Genomic DNA, 22,611 nt, shown 5'->3' with positions numbered 1-22,611 from the left:
GATCGCCACGGGTCAGGTGAATGAGCAGGGTAATGAGTACAAATATCAGCAGCCGTCTGCTCACCGAGGCGCCGCGCGTGTTGGTGGTCGACGGCTCGCGTGTAGTGCGGCAATTGATCACCCGGGTACTGCAGGCCGAATTGCCCGGCGTCGAGGTGGTCGGTTGCGGCAGTGGCGCCGATGCGCAGCAGGTGCTCGGCGAAGGCGTGTTCGACTTCATCACCATCGCCTTGCGCCTGCCCGACATGGACGGGCTGGAGCTGGCGCGCTTCGTGCGCGAGTCGGCGCCGCAGGCCTATGTGCCGATCGTGGTGGTCTCGGGGGACGTCGAGGATCGCCTGCACCGGCGTTCGCTGGGCGAGCACGTCACCGATTATTTCGACAAGGCGCTGGGTTTCCAGGCGCTGGCCGCATTCATCCGCGGCTATGTCGGCCCGCAGACCACGGCAGAGGGCACCGTGCTCTACGTCGAAGACAGCCGCGTGGTGGCTCTGGCAACCCGGCGCATGCTGGAGAAGATCGGCCTCACCGTGCGCCACGTGGTCAGCGTGGAGGATGCGCTGGCGATGCTGGAGACCGATCGCGCATTGGGTTGGGTCGGTGCCGATGTGGTGCTGACCGACGTCAGCCTGAAGGGTGAGCTGACCGGCGGCGACCTGCTCAAGCACATCCGCGGCGAGTTCGGTTATGGCAAGGGCCGGCTGCCGGTGCTGGTGATGACCGGCGACGAGAATCCGGCCAATCAGGCCGCCCTGATTCAGGCCGGTGCCAACGACCTGGTCGAGAAACCGGTCGAGGAAAAGCTGTTGATCACCAAGCTGCTGTTCCAGCTGCGTGTGGCGAAACACCTGCGTGAGCACGCGAACAGCGCATGAGCGACGAGCGGATCATGCCGGAGAAGATCAGGCTGGAACCATCATGGAAGTCGCGGCTGGGCGACTATCTGCTGCGTCCGGAGATGCAGGCGCTGTCGACGTTCCTGCGCGCGGAGAAGCAGGCCGGCAAGCGGATCTATCCACCCGGTCCGGAGATTTTTGCGGCATTCGAGCACACCCCGTTCGATGCGGTGCGGGTGGTGATTCTCGGCCAGGATCCGTATCACGGTCCGGGCCAGGCGCATGGCCTGTGCTTCTCGGTGCGGCCAGGAGTGCGGGTGCCGCCGTCGCTGGAAAACATCTTCAAGGAAATCCAGCGCGATCTCGGCATCGCGCGGCCCGACCACGGTTGCCTCACGCCATGGGCCGATCGTGGCGTGCTGCTGCTCAACAGCGTGCTGACGGTCGAGGATGGCCGGGCAGGTTCGCATCAGGGCAAGGGCTGGGAAGGCTTCACCGATGCGGCGATCGATGCGCTCAACCGCGAACGCGAAGGCCTGGTGTTCCTGCTGTGGGGCTCCTATGCCCAGCGCAAGGGACAATTGATCGATACCCGCCGGCACTGCGTGCTGAGCTCGGTGCACCCGTCGCCGCTGTCGGCGCATCGCGGCTTTCTCGGCTGCGGCCACTTCTCCGCCGCGAATCGCTATCTCGAAGCCAACGGCCAGACACCGATCGACTGGTCTCTTCCGCCGCGATCGGTATTGCAGGGCGGTTTCCCGCCCGCTTGAATGGCCTTGCGGGGCCCACATGTCGGGGTGACTGAAGGGCTGGACAATGGGTGTAAATATATATACTATACGGTTCATTATAGCTCGGAATCTTCCGGGCTGAACCAATCGAGGCTTTAGCACTCCAACTACCCGAGTGCTAAACTTCGACGTCATTCAGGAGGTTCCACCCATGTCACAAGCCTTGGTGACCGCCAACTTTCCGCTGCCGAGCGTCGTGGGCAGCCTGGACGCCTATATCTCCGCGGTGCACCGGATTCCGGTCCTCAGTTCCGAAGAGGAGCAGGAGCTGTCGCGCGACTTCCTCGAAGAGGCCAACCTGGCTTCGGCGAAGAAGCTGGTGATGTCGCACCTGCGTTTCGTGGTGCATGTGGCGCGCGGCTACAGCGGCTATGGCCTGCAGCTGGCCGATCTGATCCAGGAAGGCAATATCGGCCTGATGAAGGCGGTCAAGCGTTTCGACCCGGATCAGGGCGTGCGTCTGGTCAGCTTTGCGGTGCACTGGATCCGTGCCGAGATGCACGAGTTCATCCTCAAGAACTGGCGCATCGTGAAGGTCGCCACCACCAAGGCGCAGCGCAAGCTGTTCTTCAACCTGCGCAAGAGCAAGAAGCGCCTGGGCTGGATGAACGCGGCCGAGGTGCGCACGGTGGCGCTGGATCTGGGCGTGCCCGAGGCGACCGTGCGCGAGATGGAATCGCGCCTGTCCGGCCGCGACATCGGCTTCGAGGCGCCGGCCGACGCCGACGACGATGCGAAGCCGGCACCGGCGGCGTTCCTGATCGACGAAGGTGCCGACCCGTACGAGAACGTGGCCGATGCCGACGATGCCGACAACCAGATGTCGACGCTGTCGAGCGCATTGAAGAATCTGGATGAGCGTTCGCGCAACATCATCCAGCGCCGCTGGCTCGACGACGACAAGGCGACCCTGCAGGATCTGGCCGACGAATACGGTGTCTCCGCCGAGCGCATCCGTCAGGTCGAGGCGAATGCGATGAAGAAGATGCGCGGGCTGTTCACAGCCTGAGCGGTCCCTCCGAGCGTCACGTCGAACGGCCTCCCTCGGGAGGCCGTTTCATTCGGCACATCCATGTGCCTCACCCCATGGGCGGCTGTCGCCGTGCAAATCGGCCATCCTGCCGATTTGTCGTTATGCTCGCTCTCAGTACTGCACTTTGGTAAGTGATCGATGCCGCGCATCCTGGTCATCGAAGACGACGACGTCACGGCGCGCGAGATCGCGGCGGAACTGGCCGGCCATGGCATCGATACCGACCGCGTGGCGGAAGGGCATGCAGGTCTGGCGCGTGCGGCGGACCCCTGCTACGACGCGATCACGCTGGACCTGATGTTGCCCGGTCTCGATGGTCTCAGCGTCATCACCCAGCTGCGAGCGCAGGGCATTGCCACGCCGGTGCTGATGATCAGCGCGCTCAGCGATGTGGATGAGCGCGTACGCGGTCTGCGTGCCGGCGGCGACGACTATCTGACCAAGCCGTTTGCCCCCAACGAGATGGTGGCGCGCGTGGATGTGCTGCTGCGGCGGCATCGCCAGCAGGCGCAGCAGACCTTGCTGCGTGTGGCCGATCTCGAGCTTGACCTGATGCGGCATGTGGCACGTCGAGGTGACACGGAGTTGTCGCTGCTGCCCACCGAGTTCAAGCTGCTGGAGTTCCTGATGCGCCATGCGGGACAGGTGCTGACCCGCACGATGATCTTCGAGACCGTATGGGGTTTCCATTTCGATCCCGGCACCAACCTGATCGACGTGCATATCGGCCGCCTGCGCAAGAAGATCGATGCCGCGGGCCATGCACCACTGATCCATACCGTCCGAGGTTCGGGATACAGCCTTGCGCAGACTGACTGACAACTGGCGTTCCACCACCGCGCGCCTGATCCTGATCTACGGCGCGTTCTTCGCGCTGTGGGGCATCGTGGTGATCGGTCTTATCCACTGGCAGGCAGCCAGTTACCTGACTCGCGTTTCCAACGAGCTGATCGGGCGCCAGGCGGATTATTTCTCGATGCTCGACGAGCCCACGCGACAGCATGCGCTGAATGACTATGTCTCGCTGGAGACACGGCGGCTCAATGCGTGGGGACTGTTCGATGCCCACGGAAAACCGCTGGCAGGCATCATCACGGCGCTGCCGCCCAGCGTGGTGGTCAATGGCCCGGTGGTCATCGTGCCGCAAGGCCTGGCACGCACCGATGGTCGTTCGAATGTGAGTGTGCGTGCGGCCGCCGTGCGCCTGGGTGACGGTCGCATCCTGCTGGTGTCGCGGGACACCAGCATCGTCGACCGGATCGGCACGATCATCCTGCAGGCACTGCTGTGGGGCATCTCGCTGACCGTGGTGCCCGGTGTGCTCGGCGGCTGGCTGCTCAGTCGCGGGCCGTTGCGCCGCATCCATGCCATTCGCGAAGCCACGCTGCCCATCATGCAGGGCGATCTGGCCCGACGCCTGCCGGTGAGTCGGCGTGGCGACGAGCTGGACATGCTGGCCGGCATCGTCAATGCGATGCTCGACGAGATCGAGCGCCTGCTCGGTGAAGTGAAGGGCGTATGCGACAACATCGCGCATGACCTGCGTACGCCGCTGACCCGGTTGCGTGCGCGGATCTATCGCCTGCAGCAGCAGTTTGGCGACGACAGCAGCGAAAGCTCGATGCTGGAGGCGTGCCTGGTCGACACCGACGCGCTGCTCGACCGCTTCCGTGCGCTGCTGCGCATTTCGGAACTGGAGAACCAGCAGCGTCGCGCCGGATTCGACCAGATCGACCTGGTCGAAGTTCTGCAGGAAGTGCATGCGCTGTATCTGCCGCTGGCCGAAGATCGCGGTCAGCAACTGGAGCTGGAGTTGCCGCAGTTGCCACCGGTCCGGGCAGACCGTCACCTGCTGCTGGAAGCCTTCAGCAACCTGGTCGGCAACGCGATCAAGTTCACGCCACCCGGCGGTCGCGTGGATATCCGCGCGCGAGCTGCCGAAGATGGTCCATGGGTGGATGTGAGCGACAGCGGGCCGGGCATTCCGGTCGGCCAGCGTGTTGCCGTAACGCGTCGCTTCTACCGCGTGGAGAGCTGCCGCAGCACGCCGGGTTCCGGACTGGGCCTGAGCATCGTCAGTGCCATCGCCCGCCTGCATGGCTACACGCTCGAGATCGCCGACAGCGAACATGGCGCGCGGCTGAGCCTGCATTGCCGCGTCGCAGGCGTCTAGGCGATATAGCGAAAACAGTGCGTGGCTATTTCGATTCCACCGAATCGTTGCGTGCTCTGCGCTGCGCGCCTGCCGAATATGAAAATATCTTCATGCGTCGAATCGGTACCGGCGAGGTGCGGCGTGTCAAAATTTGACGCTACGCAACATTCTCGCTGGACACTCCATGCTGGGCATCGTGCGGATCGCGTTATCGCGACCCTATACCTTCATCGTTCTCGCGCTGCTGATCCTGATCATCGGACCGCTCTCCGCTCTGCGAACACCGACCGACATCTTTCCGGACATCAACATTCCGGTGATCGCCGTGGTGTGGCAGTACACCGGCCTGTCGCCGGACCAGATGGAAGGCCGCATCACCTCGCCGTACGAGCGCGTGCTGACCACCACGGTCAATGACGTCGAGCACATCGAGGCGAAATCGATCGCCGGCTTCGGCATCGTGAAGATCTTCTTCCAGCCGGGCGTGAACGTCGCCACCGCCAACGCGCAGGTCACCGCAGTCTCGCAGACCCTGCTCAAGCAGTTGCCGGCCGGCATCACGCCACCGCTGATCCTCAACTACAACGCCTCGACCGTGCCGATCATCCAGCTGGCGCTGTCCGGCAAGGGGCTGAGCGAGCAGAACCTGGGCGACCAGGCCCTGAACATCCTGCGCCCGCAGCTGGTCACGGTGGCCGGTGCCGCGGTCCCGTACCCCTATGGCGGCAAGACGCGCCAGGTGCAGATCGACGTGGATCCGGCTGCGTTGCAGGCGCGCGGCCTGTCGGCGGCGGACGTCGCCACCGCGCTGGCGGCGCAGAACCTGATCGTGCCGGTCGGCACCGAGAAGATCGGCACGTTCGAATACACCCTGCTGCTCAACAACTCGCCCAACGATCTGGCCGACCTCGGCAACCTGCCGGTCAAGACGGTCAACGGCACCACCATCTACATCCGCGACGTGGCCCACGTGCTGGACGGAAGCCCGCCGCAGACCAATATCGTGCACGTGAACGGCGGGCGCTCGGTGCTGATGAGCGTGCTGAAGAACGGCTCGGCATCCACCCTGGCGATCGTGGCGGGCATCAAGCAGCGCCTGCAGGACGCGAAGGCGACCCTGCCGGACAACCTGCAGATCGCGCCGATCGGCGACCAGTCGATCTTCGTACGCGCGGCGATCACCGGCGTGGCGCGCGAAGGTGTCATCGCGGCTGCACTGACCAGCCTGATGATCCTGCTCTTTCTCGGCAGCTGGCGCTCCACGGTGATCATCGCGGTGTCGATTCCGCTGGCGATCCTCGCCTCGATCGCCGCGTTGTCGGCGATCGGCGAGACGCTCAACATCATGACCCTGGGCGGCCTGGCGCTGGCGGTCGGCATCCTGGTCGACGATGCCACGGTGACCATCGAGAACATCAACTGGCATCTGGAGAACGGCAAGCAGGTGGAACCGGCGATTCTCGACGGCGCCGCGCAGATCGTCACGCCGGCCTTCGTCTCGCTGCTGTGCATCTGCATCGTGTTCGTGCCGATGTTCTTCCTCGAGGGCGTGGCGCGCTTCCTGTTCGTGCCGATGGCCGAAGCGGTGATGTTCGCGATGATCGCCTCGTTCATCCTCTCGCGCACGCTGGTGCCGACGATGGCGAAGTATCTGCTGCATCCGCATATGGACGAGCAGGGCAACCACCTGCAGGAGCAGCGCTCGACCCATCCGCTGGCGCGCTTCCAGCAGGGCTTCGAGCGCCGCTTCGAGAAGATCCGCGGCGGCTACCACGGCCTGCTGGCGCTGGCGCTGCAACATCAGCGCGTGTTCGTCACCGGCTTCCTCGCCTTCGTGGTGCTGTCGTTCGCGCTGGTGCCGATGCTCGGGCGCAACTTCTTCCCCGACGTCGACGCCGGCCAGATCCTGATGCACGTGCGTGCCCCGGTGGGCACACGGCTGGAGCAGAGCGCGAAGCTGTTCGCGCAGATCCAGCAGAGCGTCAAGCGGATCATCCCGGCCGCCGAGCTGGGCACCCTGGTGGACAACATCGGCCTGTCCAGCAGCAGCATCAACAACACCTACAACAATACCGGCACGATCAGTTCGGCCGACGGCGACATCCAGATCGCGCTCAACGAAGGGCATAGCCCGACGGCCGGATACGTGAAGACGATGCGCGAGCAGTTGCCGCACCAGTTCCCCGGCGTCAGCTTCTCCTTCCCGCCGGCCGACATCGTGAGCCAGATCCTCAATTTCGGCTCGCCGGCGCCGGTCGATGTGCAGATCCGCGGACCCAGCCTGCCGGCCAACTTCGCCTATGCCGACAGCCTGCTGTCGAAGATCCGCCGCATTCCCGGCGTGGTCGATGCGCGCATCCAGGAGTCGCAGGCCAACCCCGGTTTCAACATCGACGTGGACCGCACCCAGGCGCAGCTGCTCGGCATCACCGAAGGTGACGTGACCAACAGCCTGGTGGTGAATCTGGCCGGTTCCAGCCAGGTCGCCCCCACCTACTGGCTGAACCCGCAGAACCGCATCTCCTATCCGATCGTGATGCAGACGCCGCAGTACAAGCTCGATTCGCTGGCGGCTCTCAACAACCTCTCGATCACCGGCAAGAACGGCCAGCCGCAGGTACTCGGCGGCTTGGCCACGATCAGCCGGCACAACACCAATGCGGTGGTCGACCAGTACAACATCCAGCCGGTGGTGCAGATCTTTGCCAGCACCCAGGGCCGCGACCTGGGCGGCGTGTCGTCGGACATCCAGCAGCTGCTCGACCAGACCAAGGAGCAGTTGCCCAAGGGCGCGCACGTCGATCTGCTCGGCCAGGTGCAGACGATGAACAACTCCTTCTCCGGCCTGCTGTTCGGCCTGCTCGGTGCACTGGTGCTGATCTACCTGCTTATCGTGGTCAACTTCCAGTCCTGGGCCGATCCGTTCGTGATCATCACCGCGCTGCCCGCCGCACTGGCCGGGATCGTCTGGATACTGTTCGCCACGCATACACCGCTGTCGGTGCCGGCACTCACCGGCGCGATCATGTGCATGGGTGTGGCGACGGCCAATTCGATCCTGGTGGTGAGCTTCTGCCGCGAGCGGCTCGCCGCGACCGGCGATGCGCATCTGGCGGCGCTGGAAGGAGGTTTCGTGCGCTTCCGTCCGGTCTGCATGACCGCGCTGGCGATGATCATCGGCATGGCACCGATGGCGCTGGGCCTGGGCGAGGGCGGCGAGCAGAACGCCCCGCTCGGCCGCGCGGTGATCGGCGGCCTGATCTTCGCTACCTGCGCCACCCTCATTTTCGTTCCCGTGGTCTTCCGCATCATCCATGCGCGCGACGGCCACGCCACCGTTCCTACTCCCTCGGGAGAGCCCGTCCATGTCTGATTTGAATCATCCCGCTCCCACGCTGCCCGCGCCGGGGCGCCTGCGCCTCGCCGGCCTGATCGCGCTGATCGTGATCGTCGTGGTCGTTGCCTTCGGCGTCATCTCGCGGCTGAGCCAGGCGCGCGAGCTGAGAACCTGGACCGACGCCCACGCGACGCCCACCGTGAACGCGATCATGCCCGACGCCAGCGCCGGTTCGATGCCGCTGGAGCTGCCCGGCCGCATCGAGGCCTACACCCAGGCGCCGATCTATGCACGCGTGGGCGGTTACCTGAAATCGTGGAAAGCGGACATCGGCACGCACGTCAAGGCCGGCCAACTGCTGGCCGAGATCGACACACCCGACCTGGACCAGCAGTTGCTGCAGGCCCGGGCCGACCTGGCCAGCGCCAAGGCCAACGAGGCACTGGCGGCGACCACGGCCAAGCGCTGGCAGGCCATGCTGGATTCCGATTCGGTATCCAAACAGGACGTCGACCAGCGTACCGGCGACTACGACGCGAAGCGCGCAATGGCCAATGCCGCGCAGGCCAACGTCGATCGCATCGAGGCGATGAAGGGCTACGCACGCATCGTGGCGCCGTTCGACGGCGTGGTCACCGCGCGCAACACCGACGTCGGCGCGCTGATCAATCCCGGCAGCAGCAGCGGGCAGGCACTGTTCGTGGTGTCCGACGTGAGCAAGCTGCGCGTCTACGTGCAGGTGCCGCAGAACTTCGCGCCGTCGGTCGCGCATGGCGTCGACGCCACGCTCGCCGTGCCGGAATATCCCGGCCGCACCTTCGCCGCCCGTTTCGATGCGTCCGCCCAGGCGGTCAATGCCAGTTCCGGCAGCACCCTGGTCCAGCTCGCCGTGGACAATGCCGACGGCAAGCTGATGCCCGGCAGTTTCGCCAGCGTCCGCCTCGGCTTCAGCGGCGACCGCCAGTCGTTGCGCATTCCGGCCAGCGCGCTGATCTTCGACGCCAGCGGGTTGCACGTGGCGACCGTGGGCGCCGGCGATCGCGTGGCGCTCAGGCAGGTCACCATCCTGCGTGACTACGGCAAGACGGTGGAGATCGGCTCCGGCCTGGGCGCGCAGGACAAGGTGATCGACAGTCCGCCGGACGGGCTCAACGACGGCGACGCCGTGAAGATCGCCGACAGCCAGCATGACAACCAGCCGAAAGCGGCGAATGACCATGCCAAAGCCTGACCGCCGTCTCCTTGCTGCAGCACTCGCGCTGACACTGGCAGGCTGCAACTTCGCGCCTGCCTACAAGGTGCCGCAGGTGCCGGTGGCGGCAAGTTACCAGGACACCACCGATCGGAGCAGCGGTCCGTGGCAGCAGGCGCAGCCATCCGATCAACTGCCCCGCGACCACTGGTGGCAGCTCTACCACGATGCGCGGCTGGACCAGCTGGAGCAGCAGTTGCTGGCCAGCAATGCCGATCTCGCCGCCGCGCTGGCGCATTACCAGCAGGCGCAGGCCTTCGCGCGCCAGGCACGTTCCGAACTGTTCCCGCAGATTGGCGCCAGCGCCAATGGCCAGCGTGACCACCAGTCGGATACCAAGCCCCTGCGCGGCCCGTTGACCGGACCCAATGCCTCGCCGGCGAACTACAACTCCTTCACCGTGGGCGCCGAAGTCGACTACGAGTTCGACCTGTGGGGCCGCGTACGCAACACAGTCGAAGCAGGCAAGGACACCGCGCAGGCCGCGGCTGCCGACCTGGCTTCGGCGCAGTTGAGCCTGCAGGCGCAGCTCGCCGACGACTACATGCAGCTGCGCGGGCTGGACCAGCAGATCGACCTGCTCAGGCAGAGTACCGACGCCTTCAAGAAGGCCCTGCAGCTGACCGAGAGTCTGCACAGTGGCGGCATCGTCTCGGGGCTGGACGTGGCACGCGCGCAGACCCAGCTCTCGAGCGCCAAGTCGCTGTGGTCGCAGACCCTGGCGCAACGCGCGCTGATCCAGGATGCGATCGCGGTGCTGGTCGGTGCCTCGGCCAGCCAGTTCACCCTGGCGCCGGAAACCACACCGATCGAGCTGCCGCAGGTTCCCGCCAGCGTGCCCTCGCTGCTGCTGCAGCGCCGGCCGGACATTGCCGCGGCCGAACGGCGGACCGCCGCCGCCAACGCGCAGATCGGCATCGCCCGGGCCGCCTACTTCCCCTCGCTAGGCCTGAGCATGCAGGGCGGTTTCCAGAGTGCCGCCTATCCTGGACTGTTCAACGCGCCGAACCATTTCTGGGCGATCGGCCCGACCCTGCTCGAGACCCTGTTCGACGGTGGTTATCGCAAGGCGCAGGTCCGCGCTGCGAGGGCGGCCACCGACGAAGCCGGCGCGACCTACCGGGGCGTGGTGCTGAATGCGTTCGCCCAGGTCGAGGACAACCTGGCGCAGATCGACCACCTCGGCGTGGCACGAGGCGACCAGCGTGATGCGGCGAATGCCGCGCAGCATTCGCTCGACATGGCGATGGTGCAGTACAAGGCCGGCGCGGTGAGCTATCTCGACGTGACCCAGGCGCAGACCGCGGCGCTGGACGCGAAGATCAGCCTGCTCAGCCTGGATACCCAGCAGTTGCGCGCGAGCGTGCAGCTGATCCGCGCGCTCGGCGGCGGCTGGTCGGCCGATCAGCTGGCCAGCCGGAGTGCAACTGTTCCGGCTGGCAGCGCCCGTTGACCGAGCATCAGCGGTTCGTGGCCGTCTTGCCCAGCGCCATGCCCTTCAGCACATTGAGTGCCTGCGACAAGGCGTAATCGCTGGTCGCCAGCTTGCCATCGGCGCTGCTGCCGTCGTCGTTGATGTCGTTGCCGGCCTTGGCGTTCTCGTTGGCCAGGTGGTTCGGCAGGTCGGCTTCGGAGCTGATCAGCACCGGAGCGCTGTCCGCCTTGCTCACGGTCAGGTCGGCCAGCGGAATGTCGGGCTTGATGCCTTCGGCCTGGATCGAGGTGCCGTTCGGCGTGTAGTAGCGCGCCGTGGTGATCTTCACCGCATGGTCGGCGTCGAGCGGCAGCACGGTCTGCACTACGCCCTTGCCGAACGTGCGCTGGCCCATGATCAGCGCGCGATGGTTGTCCTTCAGCGCGCCGGAGACGATCTCGGCGGCCGAAGCGGTGCCGTTGTTGGTCAGCACGATCATCGGTGCGCCGTTGAGCAGGTCGCCGGGATGCGCGCTGAAGCTCAGGTTGGCGTCCTGCAGCCGGCCGCGGGTGGTGACGATGACGCCGGAGTTGAGGAAGTCGTCGCTGACACCCACCGCTGCGTTGAGCAGGCCGCCGGGATTGTTGCGCAGGTCCAGAACCGCGCCCTTCGGCGCCCCGTTTTTTGCAATCAACGCGCCCAGCTTCTTGTCCAGATCGCTGGTGGTATCGTCCTGGAACTGACTGATCCGGATATAGGCATAGCCAGGTTCCAGCTCGCGCACCTTGACGCTGCTGATGGCGATGTTCTCGCGGACCAGGTTCAGGTCGATCAGCTTGTCGCTGTTCTGGTGCGCGATGGTCAGGCTGATCTTGCTGCCGGGCTTGCCGCGCAGTTGCTTGAACATTTCGTCGACGTTTTGCGGGTCGATCAGCGTGCCGTTGATCTTGACGATGCTGTCGCCCGCCTTGATGCCGGCGCGTGCCGCGGGGGTATCGTCGATCGGCGAGACGATGCGCAGGCCGCCATCCTCCTGCATCACCTCGATACCGAGGCCGCTGTACTGGCCGGTGGTGTCCTCGTTGAGCTGGGCCAGGCCGTCCTTGTCCAGGTATTCGCTGTGCGGATCGAGCCCGCTGAGCATGCCGGTGATCGCCGCCTTCATCAGGGTCTTGTTGTCGACTTTCTCGACATAGGCCTGGCGCACCACCTCGTAGACGCGGCTGAAATTGCGAATGTCCTCCAGATCAACCTGGTTGGCAGCCTGATCGGCAACGGAACTGGCGCGGGCCGGGGCAGCAGCGCTGCTGTGGGTAGCCGGCAGATCGACCGGCGGCGCGGCCAGGCTGGTGGCGCTGGCCGGCGCGGTCTGCGCGAACGCACGCGGCACCGTCAGCAGCAGTGGCATGGCCACCAGCAAGGCGATCGGGCTACGGTGGGAAAGACGCATGCGGGTGACTCCGTACGAAAAGCGGGTGCCGCACGGCGGCGCGGCGGAAGAGGTGGACCATAGCCTTGGACAACCGAACGGTGGCGTAATTCATCCCGCCACCGTTCGTGTATGGCATGGCGCTAGCCTGCGGCGCCGCGGCGGTGGCGTCAACGGCGCTGGCTCAGCCAGCTGCGCGGATCGACCGGCTGGCCGCCCTTGCGCAGCTCGAAATAGACGCCGGTGTTGACGCCGGTGGGCGGGCTGGCCGTGCCGATGGCCGTACCGGCCTCGACCTGGTCGCCGACGCCGTGCAGCATGGTCTCGTTGTTGCCGTACATGCTCATCCAGCCGTTGCCGTGGTCGATGATGACCAGCATGCCGTAGCCACGCAGGAAGCCGGCGTAGATCACCCGGCCGCGGGCCACGGCGTGGATCTCGCTGCCGCCATTGGCCTTGATCAGCACGCCGCTGCCATAGCTGTTGACCACGCCGCTGGCCGGCCAGGGCAGGTTGCCGCGGATGTTCGCGCTGGCATTGCCGACCTCTACCGGCGGTGGCGGCAGCTTGTGTCCGGGATGCTTCCTGGCAGCGGCCTCGCGCGCTGCGGCCTCGCGGGCCGCCGCCTCGCGCGCGGCTTCGTCGATCGCCTTCTGCAGCTTGTCGACCAGGTTGTTCAGCGATTGCGCGTTCTGTTTCAGGGCGGCCAGCCGTTCAGCCTGATCCTTGTATTGCGCATCGGTCTCGGCCGCCAGCTTTTGCTGGGCGGCGCGCTGCTGCGCCAGCGTCCTCGCCTGCTGCTCGCGCTGTGCCTTGGTCGCCTGCAGCGCCTGCTGTTCCGTGGTGATCGCGCTTTCCAGATCCTGCAGTTTGGCCAGGTCGGTCATCAGTTGCTGTACGCGCTGCACGCGGTCCTGCTGGAAGTATTTCGAATACACCAGCGCCCGCGAGATGCGGGCAACGTCCTCGTCGCCCAGCAGCAGGCGCAGGTCGGAGCCCTGGCCGAGTGCGTAGGTGGCACGCAACAGGTCGGCGATCGCCGCATGCTGGCGGTCCAGGTTCTGCTTCAAGGCCGTGCGCTGCTGTTCCAGTTGATCCAGCTGCTGCTGCTTGGCGGCCAGTTCAGTGTCGGTCTGGTGCACCGCCCGCGCCGCACTGGCCAGCGCATTGGCCTGCCTGGCGAGCTCCGCATTGGCATTGTCACGCTTCGCGGCGGTGTCGGCCTGCTGCTTCGCCAGCGCCTCCATCTTGTTGCGCAGGTCGGCCAGCTTCTGCTTCGCCTGGGCTTGCTCGGCCTTGCTCTGGCTGTCCTGGCGTGCCAGCGCCGGTGGAGCCATGACGGCGCTGGCGAGGGCGACGCTGGCCAGCAGGCTGGGAATGAACGCAGGGAAGGAGCGGACAGGGTTGGGCATGCCGCGATTATCACCGAGCCGGGCGATGGGAGCGAGCAAGCGAGAAGTCCCATGGGCTGCCGGTCGATGGCGGCTGCCTTCGTTGCTGCCGAGTGACGAGAGTTGAGGCGAGTGCCGCCGTCGGTCCGCCCGGGCCGGTCAAGCATTGCCTGAATGAACGAAGAGACGCAAAAACGTATAGCCGTCCAAATTGTTTTGACGCGACGCAGCAAATGTGTTTTAGTCGGGTCACACCACGTGTGCAGCGACGGTGCCCATGGCACTGCAGGCTGCGCATGCCCAGCACATCCATTCGCCGCGGGGGCAAGATGGCTCAGCCAGACAACAAGACGTTGTACGACCCGGCTTTCGAGCACGACAGCTGCGGCTTCGGGCTGGTTGCGCAGATCGATGGGCGCGCCAGCGCCTGGGTGGTCGACACCGCGTTTGCTGCGCTGGCCAGACTTTCCCATCGCGGTGGCGTGAATGCCGACGGCATCAGCGGCGATGGTTGCGGCGTGCTGGTCCATCGACCGGCGTCGTGGTTGCGTGCCATGGCGACGGAAGCCGGCTTTGCGCCGGCCGAACGTTTTGCCGCCGGGCTGGTATTCCTTGATCCAGCCGACGGCACCACGGCAGTGGCGGTATTCGAGCAGCATCTCGCCGAAGCTGGATTGACGGTGGCTGGCTGGCGCGAGCTGGCGGTCAATGCAGAAGCATGCGGCCCTCTGGCCAGCGCCACTTGCCCAAGGGTGCGCCAGGTCTTCGTGAATGCCGCGGCAGGGATGGATGACGATACATTCGAGCGCGCGCTGTTCCGTGCACGGCGGCGTGCCGAAACAGCGCTCGTGGATGATCCGCAATTCTATGTGGTGAGCCTGTCCGCGCAGGTAATCGGCTACAAGGCGATGGCGGCACCGGGCCAGTTGCGCGAGGTGTTTGCGGACCTGCGGCATCCGGCGCTGGCCAGCGATGCGGTGGTGTTCCATCAGCGCTTCTCCACCAACACCACGCCGCAGTGGCGGCTGGCACAACCATTTCGCCTGCTCGCGCACAACGGCGAGATCAACACGATTCGCGGCAACCGCCGCTGGATGCAGGCGCGCGAGGCGGTGCTGCGCTCGCCGCTGGTCGATCTCGCCGACATCGGCCCGCTGGTGCGCCAGGACGGTTCGGATTCCGAGAGCCTGGACAACGCGCTGGAAGTGCTGCTCGCCGGCGGCCTGGACATGCTCACCGCGATGCGCGTACTGGTGCCACCGGCGTACGCGGCGCGCGAGGATCTGGACGAGGACCTCACCGGCTTCTACGAGTATTACGCGCTGCACAGCGAGCCGTGGGACGGCCCGGCCGGGCTGGTGATGTGCGATGGCCGCTACGCGGTGTGCACGCTCGATCGCAACGGCCTGCGCCCGGCGCGCTGGGCGCTGTCGGACGACAACCATCTTATCGTGGCCTCCGAGGCCGGCCTGTGGGACATGCCGCCTTCGCGCGTGGTGGCCAAGGGCCGGCTCGGGCCTGGCCAGATGCTGGCGGTAGACTTCGCCGGCAAGCGCCTGCTGCACGATGCCGACATCGACGCGATCAACCGCAGTCGCGCGCCGTTCCGCGACTGGCTGCGCGCCGGCGTCAGCTATCTGGAATCGGATCTGATCGACCCCAGCCTGGCGGCCGAACCGTTGCCGGCAATCGAATTGCGTCGTTACCAGAAGCTCTACGGACTCAGCCGCGAGGAACGCGAGAGTGTGCTGAAGGTGCTCGCCGAGACCGAAGCCGAGGCCACCGGCGCGATGGGCGACGACACGCCGATGGCGGTGCTGTCACGGCAGATCCGGCCGCTGTTCGACCGCTTCCGCGAAGGCTTTGCCCAGGTCACCAATCCACCGATCGATCCGCTGCGCGAGCGGCTGGTGATGTCGCTGGTCACCCAGTTCGGCCGCGAGGGCAACCTGTTCGAGCTGTCGGCGGAGAATGCGAAACAGATCCTGCTGAACTCACCGATCTGTTCGCAGCGCAAGTTGCGCCAATTGCTGGCATTGCCGCAGTTCGTCGATGCGACGGTGCAGGTCGACCTGTGCTATCCGCCGAATGAAGGGCTGGAAGCGGCGCTGCGCCGCTTTTGTCGCGAGGCGGAGCAGGGCGTGCGCGCCGGCGCCGGCATGGTGTTCATCACCGACCGTTATCCGGGCAAGGACACGCTGCCGGCGCATGCGCTGCTGGCGGTGGGTGCAATCCACGCGCATCTGGTGGAAAACGGTCTGCGTTGCCAGTGCAATCTGCTGGTGGAAACCGCCACCGCGCGCGACGCGCACCAGTTCGCCTGCCTGATCGGTTTCGGCGCCACCGCGATCTATCCGTGGCTGGCCTACCAGAGCCTGTTCGAGTTGGGGCGCGACGGCTACATCAAGCGTGGCGATGGCGCGCCGCGCGAGATCGGCCGCAGCTACCGTCGCGGCATCCGCAAGGGTCTGCTGAAGATCCTGTCGAAGATGGGCATTTCCACCATCGCCGGCTATCGCGGCGCCCAGTTGTTCGAGATCGTCGGCTTGGCGCCGGAAGTCGTCGCGCTGTGCTTCGCCGGCACGCCGTCGCGGATCGGTGGCGCCGGCTTCGCCGAGCTCGAGCACGATGCCCGCCTGCTCGCGGCCGATGCGTGGAACGAGGCGCAGCCGCTGCGTGCCGGCGGCATCTACAAGTTCGTGCACGGCGGCGAGTACCACATGTACAACCCGGACGTGATCGACACCTTGCAGACCGCCGTGCGTACCGGCGCGATGGCCGACTATCGCCGCTATGCGCAGCATGTCGATGCGCGACCGCCGTCCGCCTTGCGCGACCTGCTGCTGCCGCATGCCGCCGGCGCGGCGATTGCGCTGGACGAGGTGGAACCGGTCGAGGCGATCCTCAAGCGTTTCGATTCGGCCGGCATGTCGCTCGGTGCGCTGTCGCCGGAAGCGCACGAAGCGCTGGCGATCGCGATGAACCGGCTCGGCGGCCGCAGCAATTCCGGCGAAGGCGGCGAGGATCCGGCGCGCTACGGCACCGAGAAGACCTCGAAGATCAAGCAGGTCTCCTCCGGTCGCTTCGGTGTCACCGCCGAATACCTGATCAATGCCGAAGTGCTGCAGATCAAGATCGCGCAGGGCGCGAAACCCGGCGAAGGCGGCCAGCTGCCCGGCCACAAGGTGGACGCGACGATCGCGCGGCTGCGCTATGCGAAGCCGGGCATCGGCCTGATCTCGCCGCCGCCGCATCACGACATCTATTCAATCGAAGACCTGGCCCAGCTGATCCACGACCTGAAGGAGATCAACCCGACTGCGTTGATCTCGGTGAAGCTGGTCTCGCATGCGGGTGTCGGCACGGTCGCCGCCGGCGTGGTCAAGGCCGGCGCGGACCTGATCACCATCTCCGGCCACGACGGTGGCACCGGTGCCAGCCCGCTCACCTCGATCAAGTACGCCGGCACGCCATGGGAGCTCGGCGTGGCCGAGGCGCAGCAGACCTTGCGCCGCAACGGTCTGCGCGGCCGCGTGCGGCTGCAGACCGATGGTGGCCTGAAGACCGGCCTCGACGTGATCAAGGCGGCGCTGCTCGGTGCCGAGAGTTTCGGCTTCGGCACCGGCCCGATGGTGGCGCTGGGTTGCAAGTACCTGCGCATCTGCCACCTCAACAACTGCGCCACCGGCGTGGCCACGCAGAACGAGGTGCTGCGCAAGGAGCATTTCATCGGCCTGCCCGAGATGGTGATGAACTATTTCCGCTTCGTCGCCGAAGACGTGCGTGGTCATCTCGCGCAACTCGGCGTGCGCAGCCTGGGCGAGCTGGTCGGCCGCAGCGACCTGCTGAGCCAGACCGAAGGCAGCACGCCGGTGCAGCGGCAGGTCGACCTGTCGCGGCTGATCGCCAGCGATGGCCTGAGCGCGGACGTGGACAATGCCTGCACGCAGGCACGCAACCCCATGCGCGACGAAGCTGCACTGGCCTCGCGCATCTCGGTCGATGCTGCACCGCTGGTCGAACTGGGCAGTGGTGGCACATTCCGTTATGCGATCGCCAACACCGATCGCGCGATCGGGGCGCGCCTGTCCGGCGACGTGGCGCGGCGCTGGGGCGATCACGGCATGCTTGAGCCGATCACCCTGCAGCTGGAAGGCAGTGCGGGGCAGAGCCTCGGTGCGTGGAATGCCGGCGGCGTGCATATCGACCTGACCGGCGAGGCGAACGACGGCGTCGGCAAGGGCATGACCGGTGGCCGCATCCTGGTGCGGCCGTCACCGGAGTCGCCGTTCGCCAGCCAGGATGCTTCCATTCTCGGCAACACCTGCCTGTATGGCGCCACCGGTGGCGAGCTGTTTGCCGCGGGTCGCGCCGGCGAACGCTTCGCGGTGCGCAACTCCGGCGCGCTGGCGGTGATCGAGGGCGCCGGCGACCACTGCTGCGAGTACATGACCGGCGGCGTGGTCGCCGTGCTCGGCTCGTGCGGACTGAACTTCGGTGCGGGCATGACCGGCGGCTTCGCCTACGTGCTCGACCTGCAGCGTGATTTCGTCGACTGCTACAACCACGAACTGGTCGACATCGTGCGCATCACGCCGGAAGGCATGGAGCATTACATGCAGCATCTGCGCGGCCTGATTGCGCGCCATGCCGAACTCACCGGCAGCGCCTGGGCGCGGCATCTGCAGAACGATTTCCGGGGATTGCTCCAGCGTTTCTGGCTGGTCAAACCGAAGGCGGCGAGCCTGGCCGCGCTGGCCGACGAATTGCGGAGGGCGGCATGAGCGCCTGCGCTGCTCTGCCCTTGCTCCTCCCCCTGCTCGCAGGAGGAGGTCGGGAGGGGGTTGCTCGGGTTGGCGGGAAGATCAAAAGCGAACCCCACCCCAACCCTCCCCTGCAAGCAGGGGAGGGGGCACAAGCCTGCTGCAACAGGGAGAATGCATGAGCGACAAGCTGTTCCGCTTCCTCGATCTGCCGCGACAGCCGCCGAAGGCCGTGCCCGTCGCGATCCGCGTGCTTGGCTACGGCGAGATCAGCAGCGATTTCGCGCCGGCCGCAGCGGTGGGTCAGGCCGAGCGTTGCCTCGATTGCGGCAACCCGTATTGCGAACATGCATGCCCGGTGCACAACTACATTCCCGATTGGCTGAAGCTGGTGCAGGAGGGACGCCTGTTCGAGGCGGCGACGCTTATGCACGAAACCAATCCGCTGCCGGAAATCTGCGGCCGCGTATGCCCGCAGGATCGCCTGTGCGAAGGCGCCTGCACGCTGGAGCAGACCGACTTCGGCTCGGTCACCATCGGCAGCATCGAACGCTCGATCACCGACGAGGCCTTCCGCCAGGGCTGGCGCCCGGATCTGTCGGGCGTGACCGAAACCGGCCGCCGCGTGGCGGTGGTCGGCGCCGGACCGGCCGGCCTGTCGTGCGCGGATCGGTTGCGTCGCGCCGGCATCGCGGTGGATGTGTTCGATCGCCAGCGCGAAATCGGCGGCCTGCTCACTTTCGGCATCCCGCCGTTCAAGCTGGACAAGTCCGTGGTGCGTACCCGTCGCGAGGTGCTCGAAGGCATGGGCGTGCGCTTTCATCTCAACGTGGAAATCGGTCGCGACATCGCGTTCGACAGCCTGCTCGCCGACTATGACGCGGTGTTCATCGGTACCGGTGCCTATACTTTTGTCGATGGCGAATTGCCCGGCCGTGAACTCGATGGCGTGCATGACGCGCTGCCGTTCCTGATCGCCAACGCCAACCGCCTGCTCGACGACCAGCCGGCACCGCCTGCGCTCGACCTCAACGGCAAGCATGTGGTGGTGCTCGGCGGCGGCGACACCGGCATGGATTGCAACCGCACTTCGGTGCGCCTTGGCGCCGCCTCGGTGACCTGCGTGTACCGGCGCGACGAAGCCAGCATGCCCGGCTCGCGTCGCGAGGTGGCCTACAGCCGCGAGGAGGGCGTCAACTTCCTGTTCCATCGCCAGCCGCTGGCGTTGCTCGGCGAGCAGGGCAGGGTGCGCAGCGTGCGTGTGGTGACCACTGAGCTGGTCGACCACGGCGATGGACGGCCGCGCCCGCGCCATGTCGAGGGCAGCGAAACCGAACTGCGCGCCGACGTGGTGATCCAGGCGTTCGGTTTCCGCCCAAGTCCGCCGGCATGGTGCGCCGAATACGGCATCGATCTGGATGCCAGCGGCCGCATCCGCGCCGGCGGCGCTGGCCGGCTGCCCTTCCAGACCGGCCACCCGCAGGTGTTCGCTGGCGGCGACAACATGCGCGGCGCCGACCTGGTGGTGCGCGCCGTGCATGACGGGCGTGAGGCCGCTGGCTCGATCGCGAAGATGCTCAGTGAGTCGGCTCTGGCCGAGGTGGCCCGTGTGGCGTAAGTTTCCTGGATGTGCCTGATTGCATTTGCCTGGAATGCGCACCCGCGCTGGCGCCTGTTGCTGGCGGGCAATCGCGACGAATTCCATGCACGCCCGAGCGCGGCGCTGGCGCGCTGGGATGACGCACCGATCACCGGCGGACGCGATCTCGAAGCCGGCGGTACCTGGCTCGGCGTCACCGACAGCGGGCGCTGCTGCGTGGTGACCAACGTACGCGATCCGCGCGATCCGCAGCTGGGTGTTTCACGTGGCCTGCTGGCGACCGACTACCTCAATGGCCATGCGGACGCGCCGGCGCACGCGCGGCAACTGCTGCGTAGTGCCGGCGATTACCGCCCGTTCAACCTGCTCACCTTCGACAGTGACGCGGCGTTCTATATCGGTAACCGACCCGAGCCGCGTGCGCAGCCGATCACGCCCGGCGTGCACGGCCTGTCGAACGCCGACTTCAACACGCCGTGGCCGAAGACGCGTGCCTTGATGCAACGCCTGCAGCACTGGATCGGCACGGGCGACGAGATGAATTTCGCACCGCTGTTCGCCGCGCTTGCCGACGAGCAGGTCGCGCCGGACGTGCAGCTGCCGGATACCGGCATCGGGCTGGAACGTGAGCGATGGTTGTCGGCCGCGTTCATTCGCGGCGAGACATACGGTACGCGTGCCAGCACCGTGGTGGCGATCGGTCACGACGGTCGCGGCGTGATGGTGGAGCGCCGGTTTGGACCGAATGGCCACTTCACGGGTGAGACGATGCTGCACTTTGCAGGTTCGTCTCCGACATAGCATCCCGCCAAAGGTCGATGCCTACGCGCGCCATCGGCATCGTCGGCTGCCTGTGCGGCTGGCAGCTGGCTAGCCTGCTTGCAATGTCCACGTATCGGAGTGATGCATGCGCATGGAAAGGCTGTTGCCGATGATCGGCCTCGCGTTGTTTGCCACTGGCATCGCCCGAGCGGCCGATTGCCCCGACTGGTCGCCGGCGCAGGCACGGCAGGAGATGACGGCGCTGCGCGACCGGCTCGACGGCTGGAACCACGCGTACCGGGCCGACGGCCAGTCGCCGGTCGATGATGCCGTCTACGATCAGGCGCTGCAGCGCCTGGCGCACTGGCGAGGCTGCTTTCCGGCGCAGGCACCGACGCCACTGGCCCATCTGGCCGATGCCAGCGGTCGTGTGCGTGCACCGGTGGCGCAGACCGGGCTGGCCAAGTTGCCGGATGCCGTGGCGTTGGCGGCATGGATGCAGGCACGCGACGGGAGCGATCTGTGGGTGCAGCCGAAGGTCGATGGCGTGGCGGTCACCCTGCTGTATCTGGATGGCCGGTTGCAGCAGGCGACCAGCCGCGGCGATGGCCTGCATGGCTCGGACTGGACGGCGTTCGCGCATCGCATCGACGCGATTCCGAAACACCTGCCGCCCGCACCGGCGCGCGTGGTGCTGCAGGGCGAACTCTACTGGCGCCTTCCCGGCCATGTGCAAGTGAACGATGGGGGTAGCAATGCCCGCTCGATGGTGGCCGGCGCGCTCGCGCGCGACACGCTGGATGCGCAGACTGCCGCGAAGATCGGCCTGTTCGTCTGGGACTGGCCCACAGGGCCGGCCGACATGCCGGCACGGCTGGCCGGCATGTCGGCGATGGGGTTGGTCGACAGCGCGGCGTACACCCATCCGGTCAAGACGCTGGATGAGGTCAGGCAGTGGCGCGAACCGTGGTATCGCCACGCGATGCCGTTTGCCGCCGATGGCACGGTGGTGCGCCAGGGCCATCGGCCACCGGCATCAACCTGGCCGGCCACGCCGCCGACGTGGGCGGTGGCCTGGAAATATCCGGCGGCGTCGGCACTGGCCGAGGTGCGTGCTGTGAACTTCACGGTGGGTCGCAGTGGCCGCATCACGCCGGTACTGGAGCTGAAGCCGGTGCAGCTGGACGACCATCGTGTGCAACGTGTCAGCGTGGGTTCGATGGCACACTGGCGGGAGCTGGATATCCGCCCTGGCGACCAGGTCGAGGTGGTGCTGGCCGGTCTGACCATTCCACGCCTGCAATCGGTGGTGTGGCGTGCGCAGCAGCGTGCGCCAGTCACGCCACCTGATCCGCAGGCATACGATCCGTTGAGTTGCTGGAAGGCCGCGCCAGGCTGCGAGCAGCAGTTCCGCGCGCGGCTGCTGTGGCTGGGCGGCAGGCAGGGCCTGCAACTGGATGGTCTTGGTGCCGACACCTGGCAGTCGCTGATTGATGCCGGGCTGATCCACGGCCTGCTCGACTGGATGAGCCTGACTCCGGCCCGTCTCGCCAGCGTCCCCGGCCTTGGCCCGACGCGTGCCAGTGCACTGGCACAGACCTTCGCTGCTGCCCGCCAGCGTCCGTTCGCACTCTGGCTGCGCGCACTCGGCATGCCACCCAGCGCGGGCGCGGCGTTGCCGGACTGGGCCACGCTGAGCGTCCGTGACGCGAGCGACTGGCAGTCACTCGATGGCATCGGTCCAGGCCGTGCCGATCGGCTGGCCGAATTCTTCGCGCATCCCGACGTGCGTGCGCAGGCGCAGCGGTTGCATCAGGCAGGGGTGCGGGGATTTTGAGTCGCTTCGTC

At 66.4% G+C, this 22,611-nt stretch carries 14 protein-coding genes; 12 read left to right on the top strand and 2 right to left on the bottom strand.

Features of this window, described 5'->3' with window-relative positions; genetic code table 11:
- The first annotated feature begins 32 nt into the window (after positions 1 to 32).
- The 8 genes from ACYVKM_RS03040 (at position 33) to ACYVKM_RS03005 (ending at position 10,857) form a co-directional block, all read left to right on the top strand.
- Positions 33 to 875 carry a response regulator gene (locus ACYVKM_RS03040; RefSeq protein WP_460875647.1) on the top strand — a complete coding sequence of 281 codons (843 nt, stop codon included), beginning with the start codon at positions 33 to 35 and terminating at the stop codon, positions 873 to 875.
- Entirely contained in the window at positions 872 to 1,606 is a 735-nt protein-coding gene (gene ung / locus ACYVKM_RS03035) for a uracil-DNA glycosylase (protein ID WP_460875645.1), read from the top strand. Before ACYVKM_RS03040 ends, ung begins: the two co-directional genes overlap by 4 nt.
- A gap of 172 nt (positions 1,607 to 1,778) precedes the next feature.
- A complete protein-coding gene (gene rpoH, locus ACYVKM_RS03030) occupies positions 1,779 to 2,636 on the top strand; it encodes an RNA polymerase sigma factor RpoH (RefSeq protein WP_460875643.1) in 858 nt (285 codons plus the stop codon).
- Positions 2,637 to 2,798: 162 nt separating this feature from the next.
- On the top strand, positions 2,799 to 3,479 hold the full coding sequence (locus ACYVKM_RS03025) for a response regulator transcription factor (RefSeq protein ID WP_460875641.1): 681 nt from the start codon (positions 2,799 to 2,801) through the stop codon (positions 3,477 to 3,479).
- On the top strand, positions 3,463 to 4,833 hold the full coding sequence (locus tag ACYVKM_RS03020; protein ID WP_460875639.1) for a sensor histidine kinase: 1,371 nt from the start codon (positions 3,463 to 3,465) through the stop codon (positions 4,831 to 4,833). Before ACYVKM_RS03025 ends, ACYVKM_RS03020 begins: the two co-directional genes overlap by 17 nt.
- A 166-nt stretch (positions 4,834 to 4,999) precedes the next feature.
- Positions 5,000 to 8,188 carry an efflux RND transporter permease subunit gene (locus tag ACYVKM_RS03015; RefSeq protein WP_460875637.1) on the top strand — a complete coding sequence of 1,063 codons (3,189 nt, stop codon included), beginning with the start codon at positions 5,000 to 5,002 and terminating at the stop codon, positions 8,186 to 8,188.
- The gene (locus ACYVKM_RS03010) at positions 8,181 to 9,383 is read left to right on the top strand and encodes an efflux RND transporter periplasmic adaptor subunit (protein ID WP_460875635.1); all 1,203 of its coding nucleotides are present in this window, start codon (positions 8,181 to 8,183) and stop codon (positions 9,381 to 9,383) included. The genes ACYVKM_RS03015 and ACYVKM_RS03010 overlap by 8 nt, the downstream gene beginning before the upstream one ends.
- Positions 9,370 to 10,857, top strand: coding sequence for an efflux transporter outer membrane subunit (locus ACYVKM_RS03005; RefSeq protein WP_460875634.1), 1,488 nt, complete (start codon positions 9,370 to 9,372; stop codon positions 10,855 to 10,857). The genes ACYVKM_RS03010 and ACYVKM_RS03005 overlap by 14 nt, the downstream gene beginning before the upstream one ends.
- A 7-nt stretch (positions 10,858 to 10,864) precedes the next feature.
- Here the strand turns inward: ACYVKM_RS03005 and ACYVKM_RS03000 are convergent, their stop codons facing one another.
- A complete protein-coding gene (locus ACYVKM_RS03000; protein ID WP_460875632.1) occupies positions 10,865 to 12,268 on the bottom strand; it encodes a S41 family peptidase in 1,404 nt (467 codons plus the stop codon).
- A 149-nt stretch (positions 12,269 to 12,417) separates the two neighbouring features.
- On the bottom strand, positions 12,418 to 13,659 hold the full coding sequence (locus ACYVKM_RS02995) for a murein hydrolase activator EnvC family protein (RefSeq protein ID WP_460875630.1): 1,242 nt from the start codon (positions 13,657 to 13,659) through the stop codon (positions 12,418 to 12,420).
- Between the two features lie 308 nt (positions 13,660 to 13,967).
- Here ACYVKM_RS02995 and gltB point away from each other — a divergent pair, with 308 nt between their 5' ends.
- The 4 genes from gltB to ligB all read left to right on the top strand — a co-directional run bounded on the left by gltB (position 13,968) and on the right by ligB (position 22,600).
- Complete coding sequence (gene gltB, locus ACYVKM_RS02990) at positions 13,968 to 18,422, top strand: glutamate synthase large subunit (RefSeq protein ID WP_460876507.1); 4,455 nt, start codon at positions 13,968 to 13,970, stop codon at positions 18,420 to 18,422.
- 157 nt (positions 18,423 to 18,579) lie between these two features.
- Entirely contained in the window at positions 18,580 to 20,019 is a 1,440-nt protein-coding gene (locus ACYVKM_RS02985; protein WP_460875628.1) for an FAD-dependent oxidoreductase, read from the top strand.
- A gap of 9 nt (positions 20,020 to 20,028) precedes the next feature.
- Entirely contained in the window at positions 20,029 to 20,802 is a 774-nt protein-coding gene (locus ACYVKM_RS02980) for an NRDE family protein (protein WP_460875626.1), read from the top strand.
- A gap of 112 nt (positions 20,803 to 20,914) precedes the next feature.
- Complete coding sequence (gene ligB / locus ACYVKM_RS02975) at positions 20,915 to 22,600, top strand: NAD-dependent DNA ligase LigB (RefSeq protein WP_460876506.1); 1,686 nt, start codon at positions 20,915 to 20,917, stop codon at positions 22,598 to 22,600.
- Positions 22,601 to 22,611: the final 11 nt, after the last annotated feature.

This window comes from Rhodanobacter koreensis, assembly GCF_054782855.1.
Note: the sequence above shows the minus strand (reverse complement) of the source record. Positions and strands in the feature narration are given on the sequence as shown.

Coding starts and splice junctions, on each gene's coding strand:
- ACYVKM_RS03015 (WP_460875637.1), top strand. CDS start 5,000: ATGCTGGGCATCGTGCGGATCGCGTTATCGCGACCCTATACCTTCATC.
- ligB (WP_460876506.1), top strand. CDS start 20,915: ATGGAAAGGCTGTTGCCGATGATCGGCCTCGCGTTGTTTGCCACTGGC.
- gltB (WP_460876507.1), top strand. CDS start 13,968: ATGGCTCAGCCAGACAACAAGACGTTGTACGACCCGGCTTTCGAGCAC.
- ACYVKM_RS02980 (WP_460875626.1), top strand. CDS start 20,029: ATGTGCCTGATTGCATTTGCCTGGAATGCGCACCCGCGCTGGCGCCTG.
- ACYVKM_RS03010 (WP_460875635.1), top strand. CDS start 8,181: ATGTCTGATTTGAATCATCCCGCTCCCACGCTGCCCGCGCCGGGGCGC.
- ACYVKM_RS02985 (WP_460875628.1), top strand. CDS start 18,580: ATGAGCGACAAGCTGTTCCGCTTCCTCGATCTGCCGCGACAGCCGCCG.
- ACYVKM_RS02995 (WP_460875630.1), bottom strand. CDS start 13,659: ATGCCCAACCCTGTCCGCTCCTTCCCTGCGTTCATTCCCAGCCTGCTG.
- rpoH (WP_460875643.1), top strand. CDS start 1,779: ATGTCACAAGCCTTGGTGACCGCCAACTTTCCGCTGCCGAGCGTCGTG.
- ACYVKM_RS03005 (WP_460875634.1), top strand. CDS start 9,370: ATGCCAAAGCCTGACCGCCGTCTCCTTGCTGCAGCACTCGCGCTGACA.
- ACYVKM_RS03025 (WP_460875641.1), top strand. CDS start 2,799: ATGCCGCGCATCCTGGTCATCGAAGACGACGACGTCACGGCGCGCGAG.
- ACYVKM_RS03000 (WP_460875632.1), bottom strand. CDS start 12,268: ATGCGTCTTTCCCACCGTAGCCCGATCGCCTTGCTGGTGGCCATGCCA.
- ACYVKM_RS03040 (WP_460875647.1), top strand. CDS start 33: ATGAGTACAAATATCAGCAGCCGTCTGCTCACCGAGGCGCCGCGCGTG.
- ung (WP_460875645.1), top strand. CDS start 872: ATGAGCGACGAGCGGATCATGCCGGAGAAGATCAGGCTGGAACCATCA.